General features: G+C 57.4%; 17 protein-coding genes. 5 read left to right on the top strand and 12 right to left on the bottom strand.

Going from position 1 to position 17,639, the window contains the following annotated elements; genetic code table 11:
- Nucleotides 1-10: 10 nt before the first annotated feature.
- A complete protein-coding gene (locus ACQG22_RS20095) occupies nucleotides 11-691 on the bottom strand; it encodes a LuxR C-terminal-related transcriptional regulator (RefSeq protein ID WP_248725268.1) in 681 nt (226 codons plus the stop codon).
- 348 nt (nucleotides 692-1,039) lie between these two features.
- Between ACQG22_RS20095 and ACQG22_RS20090 the strand changes: the two genes are divergently transcribed.
- Complete coding sequence (locus tag ACQG22_RS20090) at nucleotides 1,040-3,034, top strand: S8 family peptidase (RefSeq protein WP_276169433.1); 1,995 nt, start codon at nucleotides 1,040-1,042, stop codon at nucleotides 3,032-3,034.
- A 32-nt stretch (nucleotides 3,035-3,066) separates the two neighbouring features.
- On the opposite strand, the gene ureG is transcribed toward ACQG22_RS20090, so the two are convergent.
- From ureG to plsY, 9 genes are all read right to left on the bottom strand, one after another.
- A complete protein-coding gene (gene ureG / locus ACQG22_RS20085; RefSeq protein ID WP_013098772.1) occupies nucleotides 3,067-3,684 on the bottom strand; it encodes an urease accessory protein UreG in 618 nt (205 codons plus the stop codon).
- 9 nt (nucleotides 3,685-3,693) lie between these two features.
- Nucleotides 3,694-4,368 (bottom strand): urease accessory protein UreF, encoded by a 675-nt coding sequence (locus tag ACQG22_RS20080; RefSeq protein WP_038420618.1) that lies wholly within the window; start codon nucleotides 4,366-4,368, stop codon nucleotides 3,694-3,696.
- Complete coding sequence (locus ACQG22_RS20075) at nucleotides 4,368-4,907, bottom strand: HupE/UreJ family protein (RefSeq protein ID WP_284953710.1); 540 nt, start codon at nucleotides 4,905-4,907, stop codon at nucleotides 4,368-4,370. Before ACQG22_RS20075 ends, ACQG22_RS20080 begins: the two co-directional genes overlap by 1 nt.
- 9 nt (nucleotides 4,908-4,916) lie before the next feature.
- The gene (gene ureE / locus ACQG22_RS20070) at nucleotides 4,917-5,381 is read right to left on the bottom strand and encodes an urease accessory protein UreE (protein ID WP_020689459.1); all 465 of its coding nucleotides are present in this window, start codon (nucleotides 5,379-5,381) and stop codon (nucleotides 4,917-4,919) included.
- 9 nt (nucleotides 5,382-5,390) lie between these two features.
- Nucleotides 5,391-7,094 (bottom strand): urease subunit alpha, encoded by a 1,704-nt coding sequence (ureC, locus tag ACQG22_RS20065; RefSeq protein WP_058651369.1) that lies wholly within the window; start codon nucleotides 7,092-7,094, stop codon nucleotides 5,391-5,393.
- On the bottom strand, nucleotides 7,087-7,401 hold the full coding sequence (locus ACQG22_RS20060; protein ID WP_040021813.1) for an urease subunit beta: 315 nt from the start codon (nucleotides 7,399-7,401) through the stop codon (nucleotides 7,087-7,089). The genes ureC and ACQG22_RS20060 overlap by 8 nt, the downstream gene beginning before the upstream one ends.
- 10 nt (nucleotides 7,402-7,411) lie before the next feature.
- Nucleotides 7,412-7,714, bottom strand: coding sequence for an urease subunit gamma (locus tag ACQG22_RS20055; protein ID WP_003862556.1), 303 nt, complete (start codon nucleotides 7,712-7,714; stop codon nucleotides 7,412-7,414).
- A gap of 10 nt (nucleotides 7,715-7,724) precedes the next feature.
- A complete protein-coding gene (locus ACQG22_RS20050) occupies nucleotides 7,725-8,552 on the bottom strand; it encodes an urease accessory protein UreD (RefSeq protein WP_369706767.1) in 828 nt (275 codons plus the stop codon).
- A gap of 690 nt (nucleotides 8,553-9,242) precedes the next feature.
- Nucleotides 9,243-9,857 carry a glycerol-3-phosphate 1-O-acyltransferase PlsY gene (gene plsY, locus ACQG22_RS20045; RefSeq protein WP_013098765.1) on the bottom strand — a complete coding sequence of 205 codons (615 nt, stop codon included), beginning with the start codon at nucleotides 9,855-9,857 and terminating at the stop codon, nucleotides 9,243-9,245.
- A gap of 107 nt (nucleotides 9,858-9,964) precedes the next feature.
- Between plsY and folB the strand changes: the two genes are divergently transcribed.
- Together folB and bacA are read left to right on the top strand one after the other, a co-directional pair.
- A complete protein-coding gene (folB, locus tag ACQG22_RS20040; RefSeq protein WP_013098764.1) occupies nucleotides 9,965-10,333 on the top strand; it encodes a bifunctional dihydroneopterin aldolase/7,8-dihydroneopterin epimerase in 369 nt (122 codons plus the stop codon).
- Between the two features lie 106 nt (nucleotides 10,334-10,439).
- Nucleotides 10,440-11,261, top strand: coding sequence for an undecaprenyl-diphosphate phosphatase (gene bacA, locus ACQG22_RS20035; protein ID WP_014833310.1), 822 nt, complete (start codon nucleotides 10,440-10,442; stop codon nucleotides 11,259-11,261).
- Nucleotides 11,262-11,271: 10 nt separating this feature from the next.
- On the opposite strand, the gene ACQG22_RS20030 is transcribed toward bacA, so the two are convergent.
- Nucleotides 11,272-12,513: a multifunctional CCA addition/repair protein gene (locus ACQG22_RS20030; RefSeq protein ID WP_248067899.1), complete on the bottom strand. Its 1,242-nt coding sequence runs from the start codon at nucleotides 12,511-12,513 to the stop codon at nucleotides 11,272-11,274.
- Nucleotides 12,514-12,574: 61 nt separating this feature from the next.
- A complete protein-coding gene (locus ACQG22_RS20025) occupies nucleotides 12,575-13,195 on the bottom strand; it encodes a TIGR04211 family SH3 domain-containing protein (protein ID WP_013098761.1) in 621 nt (206 codons plus the stop codon).
- Nucleotides 13,196-13,433: 238 nt separating this feature from the next.
- Between ACQG22_RS20025 and ACQG22_RS20020 the strand changes: the two genes are divergently transcribed.
- On the top strand, nucleotides 13,434-14,735 hold the full coding sequence (locus ACQG22_RS20020) for an inorganic triphosphatase (protein ID WP_369706766.1): 1,302 nt from the start codon (nucleotides 13,434-13,436) through the stop codon (nucleotides 14,733-14,735).
- An 18-nt stretch (nucleotides 14,736-14,753) separates the two neighbouring features.
- Nucleotides 14,754-17,612 carry a bifunctional [glutamate--ammonia ligase]-adenylyl-L-tyrosine phosphorylase/[glutamate--ammonia-ligase] adenylyltransferase gene (gene glnE / locus ACQG22_RS20015; protein ID WP_248057902.1) on the top strand — a complete coding sequence of 953 codons (2,859 nt, stop codon included), beginning with the start codon at nucleotides 14,754-14,756 and terminating at the stop codon, nucleotides 17,610-17,612.
- Nucleotides 17,613-17,639 lie beyond the last annotated feature (27 nt).

Genomic DNA, 17,639 nt, shown 5'->3' with positions numbered 1-17,639 from the left:
CGGGAGACGTTTACATCCCGATCTCAAACATCTGGTTCTTGATGATCAAAGAGTAAAGCTGGCAATCGTTTTGTACGTCCAGCTTTTCCATCGCCCGGACCTTATGTGCGCTGACCGTTTTGATGCTTAAATGCATAAACTGTGCAATCTCCTTCAAATTTAATCCCTTACAAATCAGGCGCAGCACGTCAATTTCCCGTGGAGAGAGTTTCTCCACGTCCGTCTTTTCATGACGGAAAAGCATATTCACCAGCTGGTTTTCGATATAAATCTCGCCTTTCAGGACCGTGGTAATCGCCTGGCTTAAGGTTTTCTCGTTGATATCACGTGATAAGTACGCTCTGACTCCTTCCTTTAGCGCCTGACGGATAAGCGTGGCGTTTGCATAGGGCGAGAGCAGGATAATATTAAGCGCAGGATAGGTCTGTTTAAGCCATCTCAAGAGCTTCAGCCCGTCCATTCCTCCGAGCGGAGGGCGGTTGAGGCTGGTTGTCAGCGAATAGCCAAGAATAGCGATATCCGGATTATGCTGGCCAAGAAGCGACTGAAGTTCAGCGGAGGCCGCTGCCTCACCGATCAGAACGCATCTCTGATCCATGCCAACGGCGGGTAACGAGAGGGACTGCATCATGGAGGATAAGCCGCGTCGAATTAACGAGGATTCTTCAGCGATAACGATTTTAATGTCCATAATGATGCGTCGTATTAACCCTTTCATGAAATGGCGGGGCCAACGGTGGTTGGAGCACCTCGCAAGATATAATGTTATTAAAATTCATTTTGCGGTAAAGTCGCAGCAGCAACGAGAATATTTTTAACGCCGACGGCTCTTGATTATTTCATAATGATTAAGCTTTACGTTTTCTGTATCTAAGTGTATCGTCGCATTGCGAAATATAAATTAATGCAGTATGGAATTTTCTTAATTATTTAGAGAAAACTCTGTTCATCAGAGTAGGCCACTCTTATTCTTCGCGGTCCGTGTGTCAGTGATACTGAAAAAGGAAAAATTTCAATTCACACAGGAACCGTGATTATCATGAAAAAAAGCGCTTTATCTCTTTTTATTTGTGCAGCAATTTCATTCTCTGCTGCGGCTGAAACTCTGGTGCAAAATGAATTTGCACAGGATAATGCCACCTACACCGCAATTGTGCTCAAGCTAAAACCGACGACAGGTCTGTTAAAAGCCACAAACAATAAAATTACCTTGAGCGACGCTTCCCTGACAACAACAAATATGTTCCGTCCGACCAACTTGCGTAGTTCTACTCAATCCTCTGAATTGACGGAGCTTAATAAACGCTATGGTTTTGACCGTTATCTGCGCATCGAGTTACCGAAAGATAAAAGTCAGGATAAAACATATATTAACCATATTATCACCGAGCTTGAGCAAAATCAGAACGTAGAGTTTGTGTACCCGGAAGCCGAGCCGGTATCGCTGGATGACACGGCCCTTACGCCACAGTTAAAGTCCTCACTGAATGATAATTTAACGTCTGCTGCCGTTCCGGATTTCCGCAATAAGCAGGATTATCTCAAAGCGCCGGATGTTAAGCGCACCGGTTATTATATGGGGGGCGTCAACCGCGACAGTGTTGATCGCTATGCAGGCAGTGCGGGTGAAGGGGTAACGATTATTTCGGCGGAGATTGATGCCTGGAATACCAGCCATGCCAACTTACCGCCGATGAGTCTCAGCTCTGGCAAGACGACGTATGTTGCAAACAATGATCACGACACCGCTTCAGTGGGGATTATGGCGGCGAAAGATATGGGCACCGGTATTCGCGGTTTAGCCTGGAAAAGCCGGATGGGGTATGCGGCCTCCGCGAGTAATAACCTCTATAATTTAATCCCCCAGCTAAAAGCGGGTGATGTGGTGCAGATCGGGATACAAGTTGCGGGTGGTTATCCATCGGGTTGTCAGAAGGATTGCTGGGTCGCAATGGAATCCCAGACCGCCTATTACGATATTATTAAGGCGCTGACCGACAAAGGTGTTCACGTTATTGAGGCGGCAGGTAACGGGAATATCAACATGGACAGCCCAGGGTTCCGGGGGGAGTATGACGTGAATGTACGGGACTCCGGGGCTATTCTGGCGGGTGCGTTTTGTGCGAAAGACGGTAAAAAAGCGTCGTTCAGCTCCTATGGCTCGCGCATTACCAGTTCTGCCTGGGGCTGCTGGGATGTGGTGACCACCGGTTATGGCGATCTGTATAAAAACGCTGGCGCTAACGATTCCTATACCGCGACTTTTGCCGGAACCTCTTCCGCGAACCCGATTATTGCGGGTGTGGTAGCAAGCCTGTCAGGCATCGCCAAAGCCAACGGTATTACCGTGACACCGCGTCAGATGCGTCAGATTCTGGCGGAGACCGGTACGCCGCTGGCGAACGGGGATTCGGCAAAAGTGGGGACACAGCCTGACATGGAGCGTGCGGTAGCCCGTATTATGGCGCTGAAAGACGGTAACACCCCTGTCGCTCCGGCCCCAACCGCTGCGGCAGGCGCGGATTACACCATGGTCTCCCCGACCACGGGCGTGAGCACCTACCCGCTGGATGGCAGCAAGAGCCTGAATGCCAAATCCTATAACTGGAGCGTGACAAAAGGGGCGGAAACTTTCTCGCTGGAGGCGAACCTGAACGGCACGCTGGTGAAGAGCGTGGATAGCGCGCATGCCTATGCCGTTATTCCTGCCAACAGCGAGGGAGAAGCGGTCTTCACGCTGACCACAACCGGCGCGGATGGCCGGACCGCGACGGACAGCATGACCATTAAGGTCACTAAGCCTGCGGTACCCGAGAAAGACGACACCCCGGCAAAAGACGATACGCCGGTAAAACCTGCCGCACCGGCCTATAACGCCAAAATCGCTTACCCGACCAAATGCACCAAAGTCTCTTACAACGGTAAAATTTGGTTCAACCAGTGGTATGTCAACCCGGGTCAGGAAACCCCGGGAACCGGCGGTCAGTGGGGCGCGTGGCGCGAGCAGGGTTCTTCCAGTAACAGCTGTAAATAACCCTCACGGCCTGGCATTGCGCCAGGCTTTTTTCAGATCCGCAGCATCCCTTTCTCTTCCAGAAACGCAATAATCGTTGCCAGGCCGTCACCCGCCTTCAGGTTGGTAAAGGTCCACGGACGCTCGCCGCGCATGCGGTTGGTGTCGCGCGCCATCACCTCCAGCGAGGCACCCACGTACGGCGCGAGATCGGTTTTGTTGATCACCAGAAAATCGGATTTGGTGATCCCTGGCCCGCCCTTGCGCGGGATCTTCTCCCCTTCGGCGACGTCGATCACGTAGATCGTCAGATCCGCCAGCTCCGGGCTGAAGGTGGCGCTCAGGTTATCGCCGCCGCTTTCGACGAAGATCAGATCCAGATTGCCGAACTTCTCGCTGAGCGCTTCCACCGCGGCCAGGTTCATCGAGGCATCTTCGCGAATGGCCGTGTGCGGGCAGCCGCCCGTCTCTACGCCCACAATGCGCTCCGGCTCAAGCGCGCCCGCTTCGGTCAGAATGCGTTGATCCTCTTTGGTGTAGATATCGTTCGTCACAACCGCCAGATGATACGTGTCGCGCATCGCCTTGCAGAGCGCTTCCAGTAGCGCGGTTTTGCCCGAACCGACCGGGCCGCCCACGCCAACGCGCAGGGGATGTTTGTAATCAGCCATGTTGCATCCTCAGGAACGGAATAACCGTGAATATTGTGTTTCGTGGCGGGCAGAGGCGATGGCGGAAAGCGGCGTCGCCGCGCCCAGTGCCTCATCGTCACGTAAAAATGCCTGTTCAAACCCGGCGGCAAAATGGTCGCTGAGTTCGATAATCAGCTGTTGTGCGGCCTGTTGCCCAAACGGTACCAGCTTGACGCCGGCCATTACCGCGCTCTCAATCCAGCTGTAGCCCAGACTCAGGGCCAGCTCGTGCGCACTAATACCCCAACGCACGCCAAGCCACGCCATGCCGCTGAGCTGGCTTTGCATAAACAGCGGCTGCCAGGGGGGCGGGCAGTCCGGCTCCCAGCTTTTGATGAGCCGCGTAAAGGCGGCGCCGCGATTGCGTTCTTCTTCCCGCAGTTCACGGGTTTCCCGACAGGCGAGCAGGTATGACGTCCAGCGTTTTGCTGCCGCCAGATCGCCCTGTTCACAGGCCCGGTAGAGCCGGGCAAATAGCGGCAGGTCGACGCAGAAAAAGCTCTGCTCCATCTGCAGGATTTGCCAGTTTTTGAACGCCTCTGCGTCGGTAACCCAGCCTGTCTCGACGGCCCACTCCAGCCCCTGCGACCAGGTAAACGACCCGACCGGCAGGCTGCTACTGGAGAGCTGCATCAGACGCAGCCGCTGGCGGGCGAGCTCCATCAGCTCATCAGCGCCAGCAGGGCAGAGACGATAAGCCCACCGCCAAAGGTTTTACGCAGTCCGTCGTGACGGCGCAGCAGTAACCCGGCGGCGAAGCTGGCGCACAGCACCGTGGCGCTGGCCAGCATAAAGCCGCTGGTGAAGAGCCAGAAGCTGTGACCGGACATCTCCACCCCGTGCGCCCAGCCGTGGAACATCGCCAGGGCAGGCACCGCCAGCAGCAGACGATTTTCAGTTTTAAACATCATCACGCCGCTGACGCCCAGCGAGGCGATAATCAGCATCTCCATGCCGCTAAAGCCGCCGAGCAGGCTGCCCGCAATGGCACCGACAAGCATCATCCCGAGAGTGGCAAAAGGCAGCAGCAGCTTGCGGCCGCTCAGCGCGGAGAGCACGCCCGCACCGGCGAGCATCAGCAGGTGATCAAGTCCGGTCAGCGGGTGGAAAAAACCAGCATGGAAGCTGTCGGCACCGTGTCCCGGATGTGCCAGCGCAGGCAGGGAAAAGGCCAGCAGTAACAGGGGTAAATACTTACGCATGATTAATCCTTAATGTGAATGAGCGTGAGAGTGGCTATGGCTGTGGGCCTCGCTGGTGTAGGCCCCCGCTTCAGGTTCAAACGGCAGGCTGGCGAAGGTGACCGCCAGCCCAAACTGGCGCAGCATGTCGTCGAGGACGTGATCGTGGTGATAGCGCAACTCGCCGGGCATGATTTGCAGCGGCACGTGGCGGTTGCCCAGGTGATAGCAGGCGCGGGCGAGGAGGAACGGATCGTCGCAGCGCACCACGGAGACGGACTCCGGGGCGGCAATCACTTCGATGACTTCGCTGCCGTCTTCGTTACAGAGCAGGTCGCCGCCGCGCAACAGTAAACCGCGCGGCAGCATGAGCCCGGCTTCGCGCCCGTCATTCAGCGCCACGCGGGCGCGGCTTTTCACCCGCACGTCAATCGGCAGCGTGACGCTGGCGGTAATCGGATGCGCATGGTCCAGGCGTTGGGTTAAATAGATCATCATCACTCCTCAAAACAGGAAATAGCGTTGCGCCATCGGCAGAACGTCAGCCGGTTCGCTGGTTATCAGTTCGCCGTCGACGCGCACTTCATAGGTTTGCGAATCGACGGTGATATTTGGCTGCAGGCCGTTGTGGATCATGTCGGCCTTTTTCACCGTGCGGCAGCCTTTGACCACCGCCGTGGCGCTCTGCAGGTTGAGCTGTTGCGCTATCCCCTGCGCGGCCGCAGCCTGCGAGACAAACGTCAGCCGGGTGGCGTGACGTGCGGCACCCAGTGCGCCAAACATCGGACGGTAATGGACCGGTTGCGGCGTGGGGATAGAGGCGTTGATATCCCCCATCGGAGCGCAGGCGATCATCCCACCCTTGACGATGGTGGCGGGTTTCACGCCAAAGAACGCCGGGGACCAGACCACTAAATCCGCCAGCTTGCCCGCTTCGATGGAGCCCACTTCATGGGCGATACCGTGCGTCAGCGCCGGGTTAATGGTGTATTTGGCGATGTAGCGCTTCACGCGAAAGTTGTCGTTATCGCCAGTCTCTTCCGGCAGTGCGCCGCGCTGCACCTTCATGCGGTGCGCCACCTGCCAGGTGCGGAGAATCACTTCGCCCACGCGGCCCATCGCCTGGGAATCAGAGGAGGTCAGCGAGAATGCGCCGATATCGTGCAGCACATCTTCCGCAGCGATGGTTTCCCGGCGAATACGCGATTCGGCAAAAGCCACATCCTCGGCGATATCCGGGTCGAGGTGGTGGCAGACCATCAGCATATCGAGATGTTCATCGATGGTATTGACCGTATAGGGCAGGGTCGGGTTGGTGGAGGAGGGCAGAATATTCGGGTGCGCACAGGCGGTAATAATATCCGGCGCGTGGCCGCCACCGGCCCCTTCCGTGTGGAAGGTATGGATGGTGCGCCCGCCGATGGCCGCCAGCGTGTCTTCGACGAAACCGGATTCGTTCAGCGTGTCGCTGTGCAGCGCCACCTGAATATCCATCTCTTCCGCCACCTCCAGCGAGCAGTTGATGGCTGCAGGCGTTGCGCCCCAGTCTTCGTGGATCTTCAGCCCGATGGCCCCGGCGGCTATCTGCTCGCGCAGGGCATCCGGGTTAGAACCGTTGCCTTTACCCAGCAGGCCAATATTCACTGGCAGGGTATCGGCAGCCTGCAGCATGCGGGCGATATACCACGGCCCCGGCGTGCAGGTGGTGGCGTTGGTCCCTGCCGCGGGACCTGTACCGCCGCCGATCATCGTCGTGACGCCGGAAACCAGCGCCTCTTCGGCCTGCTGCGGGCAGATCCAGTGGATATGAGTGTCGATCCCGCCAGCGGTAACGATCTTCCCTTCGGCGGCGATCGCTTCCGTGGCGGCACCGATCGGGATCGTCACCCCGGGCTGAATGTCCGGGTTACCGGCTTTGCCAACGGCAAAGATCCGCCCGTTCTTCACGCCGATATCCGCTTTCACGATCCCCCAGTGATCGACAATCAAAGCGTTAGTCAGCACCAGATCCACGCAGTCATCCGCGGTCATCTGCCCCTGGCCCATACCGTCGCGGATCACTTTCCCGCCGCCGAATTTGACCTCTTCGCCGTAGACGGTGAGATCGTTTTCGACTTCGATCCACAGCTCGCTGTCGGCTAAACGCACTTTATCGCCGGTGGTGGGGCCGAACATATCGGCATAAGCCTGGCGCGAAATCTCAGCCATTTTTCACTTCTCCCATCACGTCACCCCGGAAACCGAAAATGCGCTGCGCCCCGGTGACCTTCACCAGCGTCACTTCGCGCTTCTGGCCGGGTTCGAACCGCACCGCGGTGCCTGCCGGGATATTCAGTCGAAAGCCCCGGGTGGCTTCCCGGTCAAATTTCAGCGCCGGATTCACCTCGTAAAAGTGATAGTGCGACCCTACCTGGATAGGTCGGTCGCCGTGGTTTTCGACGATGATATGCCGGGTTTCTCGCCCGACGTTGAGGGCAATATTGCCGGACTGGATCTGGTATTCGCCTGGGATCATCACGCGCTCCTTACACGATCGGGTTATGCACGGTGACGAGTTTTGACCCGTCCGGGAAGGTGGCTTCCACCTGAATATCCGGGATCATCTCCGGTACGCCTTCCATCACCTGGTCACGCGTCAGGACGTGACGGCCCGCTTCCATCAGCGAGGCGACGGTTTCGCCATCGCGCGCGCCTTCCATAATGAAGGCGCTGATCAGCGCGACCGATTCCGGGTAATTGAGCTTTACCCCGCGCGCAAGGCGGCGTTCGGCAACCAGCGCGGCGGTGAACAGCAACAGCTTGTCTTTTTCTCTGGGGGTCAGTTCCATAACGTTTCTCTTATGTCTGCCAGATACGCGGCGAACAGGCGGTTTTGGTGGTGAGAAGCGGGCGAAGCGACTGCCAGATATCGCGCATCACCCGCTGGCAAATCAGATTGTCGTGGGAGAGAAAACGCACCGACAGCAGATCGTCAGTGAGCGTCGCCCCGGCAAAGGTATTCAGTGGTGCGAGCAGCTCACGCGCCGTGTCGAGGTGCATTTCTCCGGCCGGATAGAACAGCAGCGTGCCGAGCCACGGATGCCCGGCAACAGGGGTAAGATCGCCGTCGCTGAGATGCTGACGCTCAATCAGACGTGGCTCGTCATCCACCCAGACCTCAAGGCGGCTCTCCAGCGTGCCGTGGCTGAAGGTCTCGCCGATCACCGGGCGACCCAGACAGTACAGCTCCCACGCCAGCAGCGTGCTGGAGGCCTTCAGGTGGAAGACGGAGCGCAGCGCGGCATTGGCGCCGGGAAAGATAATGGTGTCCTGCGGCAGCCACTCCAGCGTGGATGCCTCATTGAGATAAAAGTGCTGGTTAAGGCGGGCCTGTGGGCCGCTGCTGCGATAGAACTTACTGGCGCCGGGCATGGTGATAAGCGCGTGGCTATTGGCGTCCAGACTTACGGTAATATCCAGCCTGTCACCGCCCACCACACCGCCCGGCGGGTGCAGCAGATAAAGGTGGCAGGTTTCCCCTTCGGGGTAGAACGGACGCTGTACCGTGAGCGGCCCGACGTGGTGCGCGGCATGGAGGAGGGTTTTCTCAGGCGTATGGCAAAACCGCAGGTCAAGCGAGGCCTGCCAGCCTTTGTACGAACTATCAGTGACCTGAGTTGCTAACATGGTGCTTCCATTCGTGCGCCCGGGAGATACGTTTCAGTATGCCCTGGCGGAAATGAAGGCTGTCATATGAGTCGCTTATGGATGGGGGCCTGTATTTTGGGGCTGTGGTGGAAGGGTTCCGTTCACTATGGCTTTTCTGCTTTATGGGTATCCCGCTGCGGTGAACGTGTTAAGGGGGCTCCCGCCGCCCCCTTAACAATCCCGGCTCCCGGCAAAGAAAATCGCCGCTGCGCGGTCCCTTCGGCTTATTCCCTCCGGCTATCGGGTCGGGCGTGATCCTACATCCATGTAGGTCACGCCCTCTTGGCGCATCCATGCGCCTCGCCCCGGCCTGCGGTCAACGCCTCAGCGATTTTCAGCCGGATCAGGCGTTTCCTCAACCTTCTCAGCAGTTTGAATGTGGCACGGGTGTTGAGTCCCCGCTGAAATCGGCGAACCGGAGACCGGATGACAAGGGCTGGACGCCAGGGATGGCGGCCAGAGGCGAATCGAGACAGGATGTCGAGTTGAGCCGACCGCAGGCAGCGGGTCGTGAGGTGAGCGCAGTGCGAAGCACCGATTTCGTCGCGGGGCCGCGGGGATTGATAAGGGGGCCGCGGTGGCCCCCTTATCACGTTCACGGGTTCCGGAACGTCATATTCTGTTGGTCATAAAGTGAACGGAACAATTCCACTAAAAGTAAATAAAACCCTACCGCGTCTCTCTCTTCTTCCGCTTTAACCGCGCCCAGATTTTCGTCTCCTGACGTCGCCACAGACGCTGAATATTATCGTGATGACGCAGCAGGATAAGGCAGGAGAGCATCGACACCGGGAAGGTGAACTGGGGTTTAAACCACCAGACATAGAACGGGGCAATCAGCGCGCTGACGATGGCGCCCAGCGACGAATAGCCGCTCAGAAGAATAGTCAGCAGCCAGGTGCCTGCCATTACGCCGGTGAGATCCCAGCCGATGGGCGCGATGGCACCAAAGGCCGTCGCGACGCCTTTGCCACCTTTAAAACCGAAGAATACGGGCCAGATGTGGCCGACACAGGCGGCGATGGCAATAAGCCCCAGCCAGAACGGGGTCACGCCCAGCGCATACGCGCCCCAGACGGGTAACATCCCTTTCAGAACGTCAAAAATCAAAACCGCTACGGCTGCTCCCTTGCCGCCAATTCGTAGTACATTGGTCGCTCCCGGATTCCCGGAGCCACTTTCGCGCGGGTCAGGTAACCCGGCAATGCGGCAGACCAGAATGGCGCTGGAGATTGAGCCGCAAAGGTAGGCGAGGAGAATCATTCCAGGCGCGATTGCACTCATAACGCTGTTCCGTTTTGAAAATGTATCTGTATTCTCAGCATCTGTGGATAATACGCATAATTCACCGGAAGTGGTATCCGGTTTAGCCAAAAAGCAGGCAGGTCGTGATGGATATTGTATTTATAGAGCAACTTTCGGTAATCACCACTATTGGTGTTTACGACTGGGAACAGACCATCGAGCAGAAGCTGGTGTTCGATATCGAAATGGGCTGGGATAACCGCAAGTCGGCAAAAAGTGATGACGTGAATGACTGTCTGAGCTATGCCGACATCAGTGAAACGGTCATCGCCCACGTTGAAGGGCAGCGTTTTGCGCTGGTGGAGCGCGTGGCAGAAGAGGTGGCAGAGTTACTGCTGACCAAATTCAACTCGCCGTGGGTGCGCATTAAGCTGAGTAAGCCGGGCGCGGTGGCGCGTGCCGCCAATGTGGGGGTCATCATCGAGCGTGGCACAAATCTGAAAGGAAAGATTTAACGTCATAATAGCTAAACCATTTTAGGTTATATCGGTCTTAAAGCTGTATCTTTCACGGTAGCTGTTGGGGCGACCGTTTTTTTTATATTTTTTTAGGGGTTTATAGATGAGCGATATGCACTCGCTGCTGGTGGCGGCAATTCTGGGTGTGGTCGAAGGATTGACGGAGTTTTTGCCGGTTTCCAGTACGGGCCATATGATTATTGTTGGCCACCTGCTGGGCTTTGAAGGCGATACCGCAAAGACGTTCGAGGTGGTCATTCAGTTGGGTTCCATTCTGGCTGTGGTCGTGATGTTCTGGCGTCGTCTGTTTGGGCTGATCGGCATCCACTTCGGGCGTTTGCCACAGCGTGAAGGAGAGAGCAAGGGCCGCCTGACGCTGATTCATATCCTGCTCGGGATGATCCCGGCGGTGGTGCTGGGGCTGGTTTTCCACGACACCATCAAATCGCTGTTTAACCCGATTAACGTGATGTACGCGCTGGTGGTCGGTGGTTTCCTGCTGATTGCGGCGGAAGTGCTGAAGCCAAAAACGCCGCGCGCAGAAGGTCTGGACGATATGACGTATCGCCAGGCCTTTATCATTGGCTGTTTCCAGTGTCTGGCGCTGTGGCCGGGCTTCTCCCGGTCAGGAGCAACGATTTCCGGCGGGATGCTGATGGGGGTAAGCCGTTACGCGGCATCTGAGTTCTCGTTCCTGCTGGCGGTGCCGATGATGATGGGCGCCACCGCGCTGGACCTCTACAAAAGCATTGGTTTTCTCACCACGGGTGATATTCCGATGTTCGCCGTGGGCTTTATCACCGCCTTTATCGTGGCGCTGATTGCCATTAAAACCTTCCTGCAGCTGATTAAGCGTATCTCGTTTATTCCGTTCGCGATCTACCGCTTTATCGTCGCGGCTGCGGTTTACGTGGTCTTCTTCTGACCTGCTGCCCTCAGTCTTTTGGCTGAGGGCAATGCTTTTCCTTCCACTCTGAAACCGCCTGAATCCGCCGTTTCGTCAGCTCTTCGCGAATTTCCGGGCCTTTAAATCCTGCTTCGACGACCTCTTTTGTTGGCACGGCTTTGGCCACCTCCCACGCGGCGCGCAGCAAGCGCCCCTGCGGATAGTCGCACGCTTCGAACCCGGTGCGTCCGCGCACGTCAGCCTCGCTGGTGAGCGCGATCTGCTCGACGCGCTGGGGTTTACGCCAGGCATCGATGTTATCGAAAAGCTTAACGATGGTGGCCGGTTTCAGGATCGGGAAGGTGTGGATAAGGTCGTGGAATTCGGCCACCAGTTTCGCCAGATCGCGGATCTCGTTCGGCACCCGCAGGCGCTGGCACAGCCCCTCAACCAGCTTCACCCCAGCCGGGCCGTGCCCGTGGTGGCGAGGCCAGAATTCTTTTGGCGTTAAGCCTTTACCGAGATCGTGGCACAGCGTCGAGAAGCGCACCTCCACCTCCGGGCTGAGCATGGCCGCCATACTGAGCGTCATCAGGGTGTGCACGCCAGTGTCGATTTCCGGGTGCCATTTCGCCGGGGCAGGCACACCAAACAACGCGTCTATCTCCGGGAACAGCACCTTCAGGGCGCCGCAGTCGCGCAGCACCTGGAAAAAGACCTGTGGATTGCGGGTGGTGAGGGCGTTTTCCGTCTCTTTCCAGACGCGCTCTGGCGTCAGGTGTTCAAGCTCACCCGCCTTGGTCATGGCGGTCATCAGCGCCATCGTCTCATCGGCAATACGGAAACTGAGATGGGCGTAACGTGCGGCAAAGCGCGCCACGCGCAGCACCCGGAGCGGATCTTCCGAAAACGCCGGGGAGACGTGACGTAAAAGACGGTTGCGCAGATCGTCCTGGCCGCCATAAGCATCAACGATCTGGCCGTTCTCGTCCTGCGCCAGCGCGTTGATGGTGAGATCGCGACGCAGGAGATCCTGCTCCAGCGTGACGTCGGGCGCGGCATAGCAAGTGAAGCCAGTATAGCCGGAACCGGATTTACGCTCCGTACGAGCCAGGGCGTACTCTTCCCGGCTTTGCGGATGGAGGAACACGGGAAAATCGCGGCCTACCTGCTGGTAGCCCGCGTTAAGCATCTCTTCGGGGGTGGCGCCTACCACCACCCAGTCTTTGTCTTTGACCGGCAGACCTAACAACGCATCACGTACCGCACCACCGACCAGATAACTCTTCACGCCCTACACTCCCGTTTTCTCTTTTGGCAAGATAATACGTAAGTCTGGCAGAGAAGACGAATTAGTTCATCCAGCGGTCTTTACGTTTACGGCTTGGGATCAGGTGTGGCAGAACAAGACCCAGCACCAGGCCGACACCCAGCACGCCGCCGCCATACATAAACCACTGCATGATGATGGTGCGCTGTTTGTCATCGAGCTGCAGATTAGCGGCATTCACCTTCTTCTGCGCCACAATCAGCTCATTTTTCAGTTTCTGGTTCTCTTCTTTCAGACCGTTAATCACGCTGTCGCTCTGCGCGACTTTCTGCTGCATTTCAGCGGTGCGCTGGTTCCAGGTACCGTCAATGTTGTTCAGCTTGTCGGTGAGGGTTTTCACCTGGTTTTCCAGATCCGGCACGCGGGTGCGCAGGCTTGGCACGGTGCTCAGCTCTTTCAGGGGGATCCAGGAGGTACGGCCGGAACTGTCGCGAACCTGACCATAATTGGTCTCGGTGTTGGTCTGTAACAGGGTGACTTCCTCGCCGGCATTTACCGTACCCACGAGGCGATAATTATCTCCGGGGCCGCTACGTACCCAGGTGTTCAGTTCGTCAGAAACGTAACGCTTTTCTTCAGCGTGGACCGCAGTCGCGGCGCTAAAAGCGAGTAAAGTAAGTCCAATCAGGCGTAATTTAAGCATATCAGTCGTTATTTTCATAAATAGTGGAACGATAGTAGTGGCATCAGTGTCTCTACGCAAAGGATTCGTCATCAATCAGAATCATCTGTGTCCCGATCGCCGCCGCTGCAAACTTTTTACGCCCGTCAAATTGCTCATTGCGTGGCAATTTGGCGCAAAATACTATGTACTGACAAACAAATGGCGAGGAAGTTCGCCTTCATCGACGCGTCTGTGACGCACGCAAAAGTACAAGGCTATGGCACAAGAGATCGAATTAAAGTTTATCGTCGAAAAAGACAGCGTTGACGCGCTCCGCCAGCATCTGCAAACGCTGTCCGGCGAACACCATGAACCCGTACAGCTGCTCAATATCTATTACGAAACGCCGGACAACTGGCTGCGTCGTCATGATATGGGCTTGCGCATCCGCGGCGCGAACGGGCGCTACGAGATGACGATGAAAATCGCCGGCCGCGTTGTGGGCGGTTTGCATCAGCGCCCCGAATACAATATCGACATCAATCAGCCAGAACTTGAGCTGGAACGTTTTCCGGCAGAAGTGTGGCCAAACGGCGAACTGCCATCCACCCTGGCAGCTGAGGTGCAGCCGCTGTTCAGCACCGATTTCTGGCGCGAGAAATGGCTGGTAACGGAAGGCAAAAGCCGCATTGAAATCGCCCTTGATTTGGGCGAGGTGAAAGCGGGGGAATACCAGGAGCCAATTTGCGAACTGGAGCTTGAACTGCTGGAAGGCGAGACGAACGATGTGCTGAAGCTGGCGCGTAAGCTAGTGAGTCAGTCAGGCTTGCGTCAGGGCAGCCTTAGCAAAGCCGCCCGCGGCTATCATCTTGCCGCCGGGAATGCGCCACGGGCGCTGAAAGAGCCCCCTGTGTTACGCGTAGCCCCAAAAGCCAGCGTTGAGCAGGGCATGGAGGCGGCTCTGGAGCTGGCGCTTTCGCAGTGGCAGTACCACGAAGAGCTCTGGGTGCGTAATGTGAAAAACGCAAAAGCCCACGTCCTGGCCGCCATCGGTCTGGTTCGTCATACTCTGATGCTGTTTGGCGGCATCGTGCCTCGCAAAGCAAGTGCTCACTTACGCGATCTGCTGACGCAAACTGAAACGCTGATGCTCTCTGATGTGTCTGCGCAAACGGCGATCTACAGCCCGCAAACCGCGGCCGCCAAACTGGCGCTGACCGAGTTTCTGGTGACGCGCGGCTGGCGCACTTTCCTGGACGCGAAAGCCCAGACAAAAATCGCAGAAAACTTCAAACGTTTCGCGGATATCCACCTCTCCCGCCATGCCGCAGAGCTGAAAACCACCTTTGCTTATCCGCTGGGTGACCAGTACGGCGACCAGCTGATCCGTCTGACGCGCAACATCGACTGCATGCTACTGCTGTCGGGTGCCTATGATGACGTCAAAACGCAGGCATGGCTGGAAAACTGGCAGGGGCTGAAACATGCCATCGAAACCCGTCAGCATATTGAGATTGAGCATTTCCGCAACGAGGCCATTTCGCAGGAGCCATTCTGGCTGCACAGCGGAAAACGTTAACTCTGGCAAGGAACCCCTATAATGCCGCTTTCTTCGCAGTTACAGCAGCAGTGGCAGACCGTTTGCGAACGTCTGCCTGAGTCATTACCGGCGTCATCGTTAAGCGAGCAGGCAAAGCGCGTGCTCACGTTCAGTGATTTTGTGCAGGAAAGTATTACTGCTAACCCGGACTGGCTGGTGGAGCTTGAAAACGCCCCGCCGCAGGCTGACGAGTGGCGGCATTATGCAGGCTGGCTGCAAAGCGCGCTGGCTGAGGTGGCGGATGAAGCCACGCTGATGCGCGTTTTGCGCCAGTTTCGCCGCCGGGTGATGGTGCGCATTGCCTGGGCGCAGGCGCTTGAGCTGGTCAGCGAAGAGAGCACGCTGCAGCAGTTGAGCGAGCTGGCGCAGACGCTGATTGTCGCTGCGCGAGACTGGCTTTACGCCGCCTGCTGTAAAGAGTGGGGCACGCCGTGCAGCGAGGAAGGGGTTCCTCAGCCGCTGTTGATTCTGGGGATGGGCAAGCTGGGCGGCTGCGAGCTGAACTTCTCCTCCGATATCGACCTGATTTTTGCCTGGCCGGAGAACGGCTCCACGCGCGGAGGCCGTCGTGAACTGGACAATGCCCAGTTCTTCACCCGTCTTGGCCAGCGTCTGATCAAGGCGCTGGATCAGCCGACGCAGGACGGTTTTGTCTATCGCGTGGATATGCGTCTGCGTCCGTTCGGCGACAGCGGCCCGCTGGTGCTGAGCTTTGCGGCGCTGGAAGATTACTACCAGGAGCAGGGGCGCGACTGGGAGCGTTACGCGATGGTCAAAGCGCGGATCATGGGTGACAGCGACGACGCTTACGCCAACGAGCTACGCGCCATGCTGCGCCCGTTTGTGTTCCGTCGCTATATCGACTTCAGCGTGATCCAGTCCCTGCGTAACATGAAAGGGATGATCGCCCGTGAGGTACGCCGTCGTGGGCTGAAAGATAACATTAAGCTCGGCGCGGGTGGCATTCGTGAAATCGAGTTTATTGTCCAGGTCTTCCAGCTTATCCGCGGTGGTCGCGAGCCGTCGTTGCAATCCCGCTCGTTGCTCCCGACGCTGTCGGCGATTGAGCAACTCCATCTCCTGCCAGAGGGGGACGCGCAAACCCTGCGTGAGGCATACCTGTTCCTGCGTCGTCTGGAAAATCTCCTGCAAAGCATCAATGACGAGCAAACCCAGACCCTGCCGGGGGATGACCTGAACCGGGCACGTCTGGCCTGGGGCATGCGCGTGGACGACTGGGCCGCATTGACCGAACGGCTGGAGGCGCATATGGCAGGCGTGCGCCGTATCTTTAACGAGCTGATTGGCGATGATGAAAGCGAATCGCAGGACGATACGCTCTCTGAACACTGGCGTGAACTGTGGCAGGATGCCCTGCAGGAAGATGACACCACTCCCGTGCTGGCGCACCTGAGCGACGACGATCGCCATCGGGTGGTGGCGCTGATTGCCGATTTCCGCCTTGAACTCAACAAGCGTGCCATAGGTCCGCGTGGTCGTCAGGTGCTGGATCACCTGATGCCGCACCTGCTGAGCGATGTCTGTTCCCGTGCCGACGCCCCGGTGCCGCTTTCCCGCATGATGCCGCTGCTGAGCGGCATCATTACGCGTACCACCTATCTTGAACTGCTGAGCGAATTCCCGGGCGCGCTGAAGCACCTGATTACGCTCTGCGCGGCGTCACCGATGGTGGCCAACAAGCTGGCGCGTTACCCGCTGCTGCTGGATGAACTGCTCGATCCTAATACCCTCTATCAGCCGACGGCGACCGATGCCTACCGCGATGAGTTGCGCCAGTATCTGCTACGCGTTCCGGAAGAAGATGAAGAGCAGCAGTTGGAAGCGCTGCGCCAGTTCAAACAGGCCCAGATGCTGCGCGTCGCGGCGGCGGATATTGCCGAAACGCTGCCGGTGATGAAAGTGAGCGATCACTTAACCTGGCTTGCGGAAGCGATCATCGATGCGGTGGTGCATCAGGCGTGGATCCAGATGGTGGCGCGTTACGGTCAGCCAAAACATCTTGCTGAACGAGAAGGCCGCGGTTTTGCCGTGGTGGGCTACGGCAAGCTCGGCGGGTGGGAGCTGGGATACAGCTCCGATCTGGATTTAATCTTCCTGCACGACTGCCCGGCAGACGTGATGACCGACGGCGAGCGAGAAATTGACGGACGCCAGTTCTATCTGCGTCTGGCCCAGCGCATTATGCACCTGTTCAGCACCCGCACGTCATCGGGCATTCTGTACGAAGTGGATGCCCGTCTGCGTCCGTCCGGCGCGGCTGGCATGCTGGTGACCTCAACGGAATCCTTCGCCGATTATCAGAAAAACGAAGCCTGGACGTGGGAGCATCAGGCGCTGGTGCGTGCCCGCGTGGTGTATGGCGATCCGCAGTTAAAAACGCAGTTTGATGCCATTCGTAAAGCGGTGATGACCACCCCGCGTGAGGGCAGTAAGTTGCAGACCGAAGTGCGCGAAATGCGTGAAAAAATGCGTGCGCATCTGGGCAATAAACACCGCGATCGGTTTGATATTAAAGCCGATGAGGGTGGCATTACCGACATTGAGTTTATCACCCAGTATCTGGTGCTCCTGCACGCGCATGACAAGCCGAAGCTGACCCGCTGGTCGGATAATGTGCGCATTCTGGAGCTGCTTGCGCAAAACGACATCATGGATGAGCAGGAGGCGCAGGCTTTAACCCGCGCCTACACCACGCTGCGCGATGAGTTGCACCACCTCGCCTTGCAGGAACAGCCGGGCCACGTGGCGCTCGACTGCTTTACCCGTGAACGCGACCAGGTGAAAGCGAGCTGGCAGAAGTGGCTGGTGGAACCGTGCGTAACAAAACAAGTGTGATATCATCGCGCGCAAATTGTGAATCTT

It is taken from the genome of Enterobacter cloacae complex sp. 309I3 (genome assembly GCF_050031595.1).
GTDB classification, from domain to species: Bacteria; Pseudomonadota; Gammaproteobacteria; order Enterobacterales; family Enterobacteriaceae; genus Enterobacter; species Enterobacter cloacae.
Note: the sequence above shows the minus strand (reverse complement) of the source record. Positions and strands in the feature narration are given on the sequence as shown.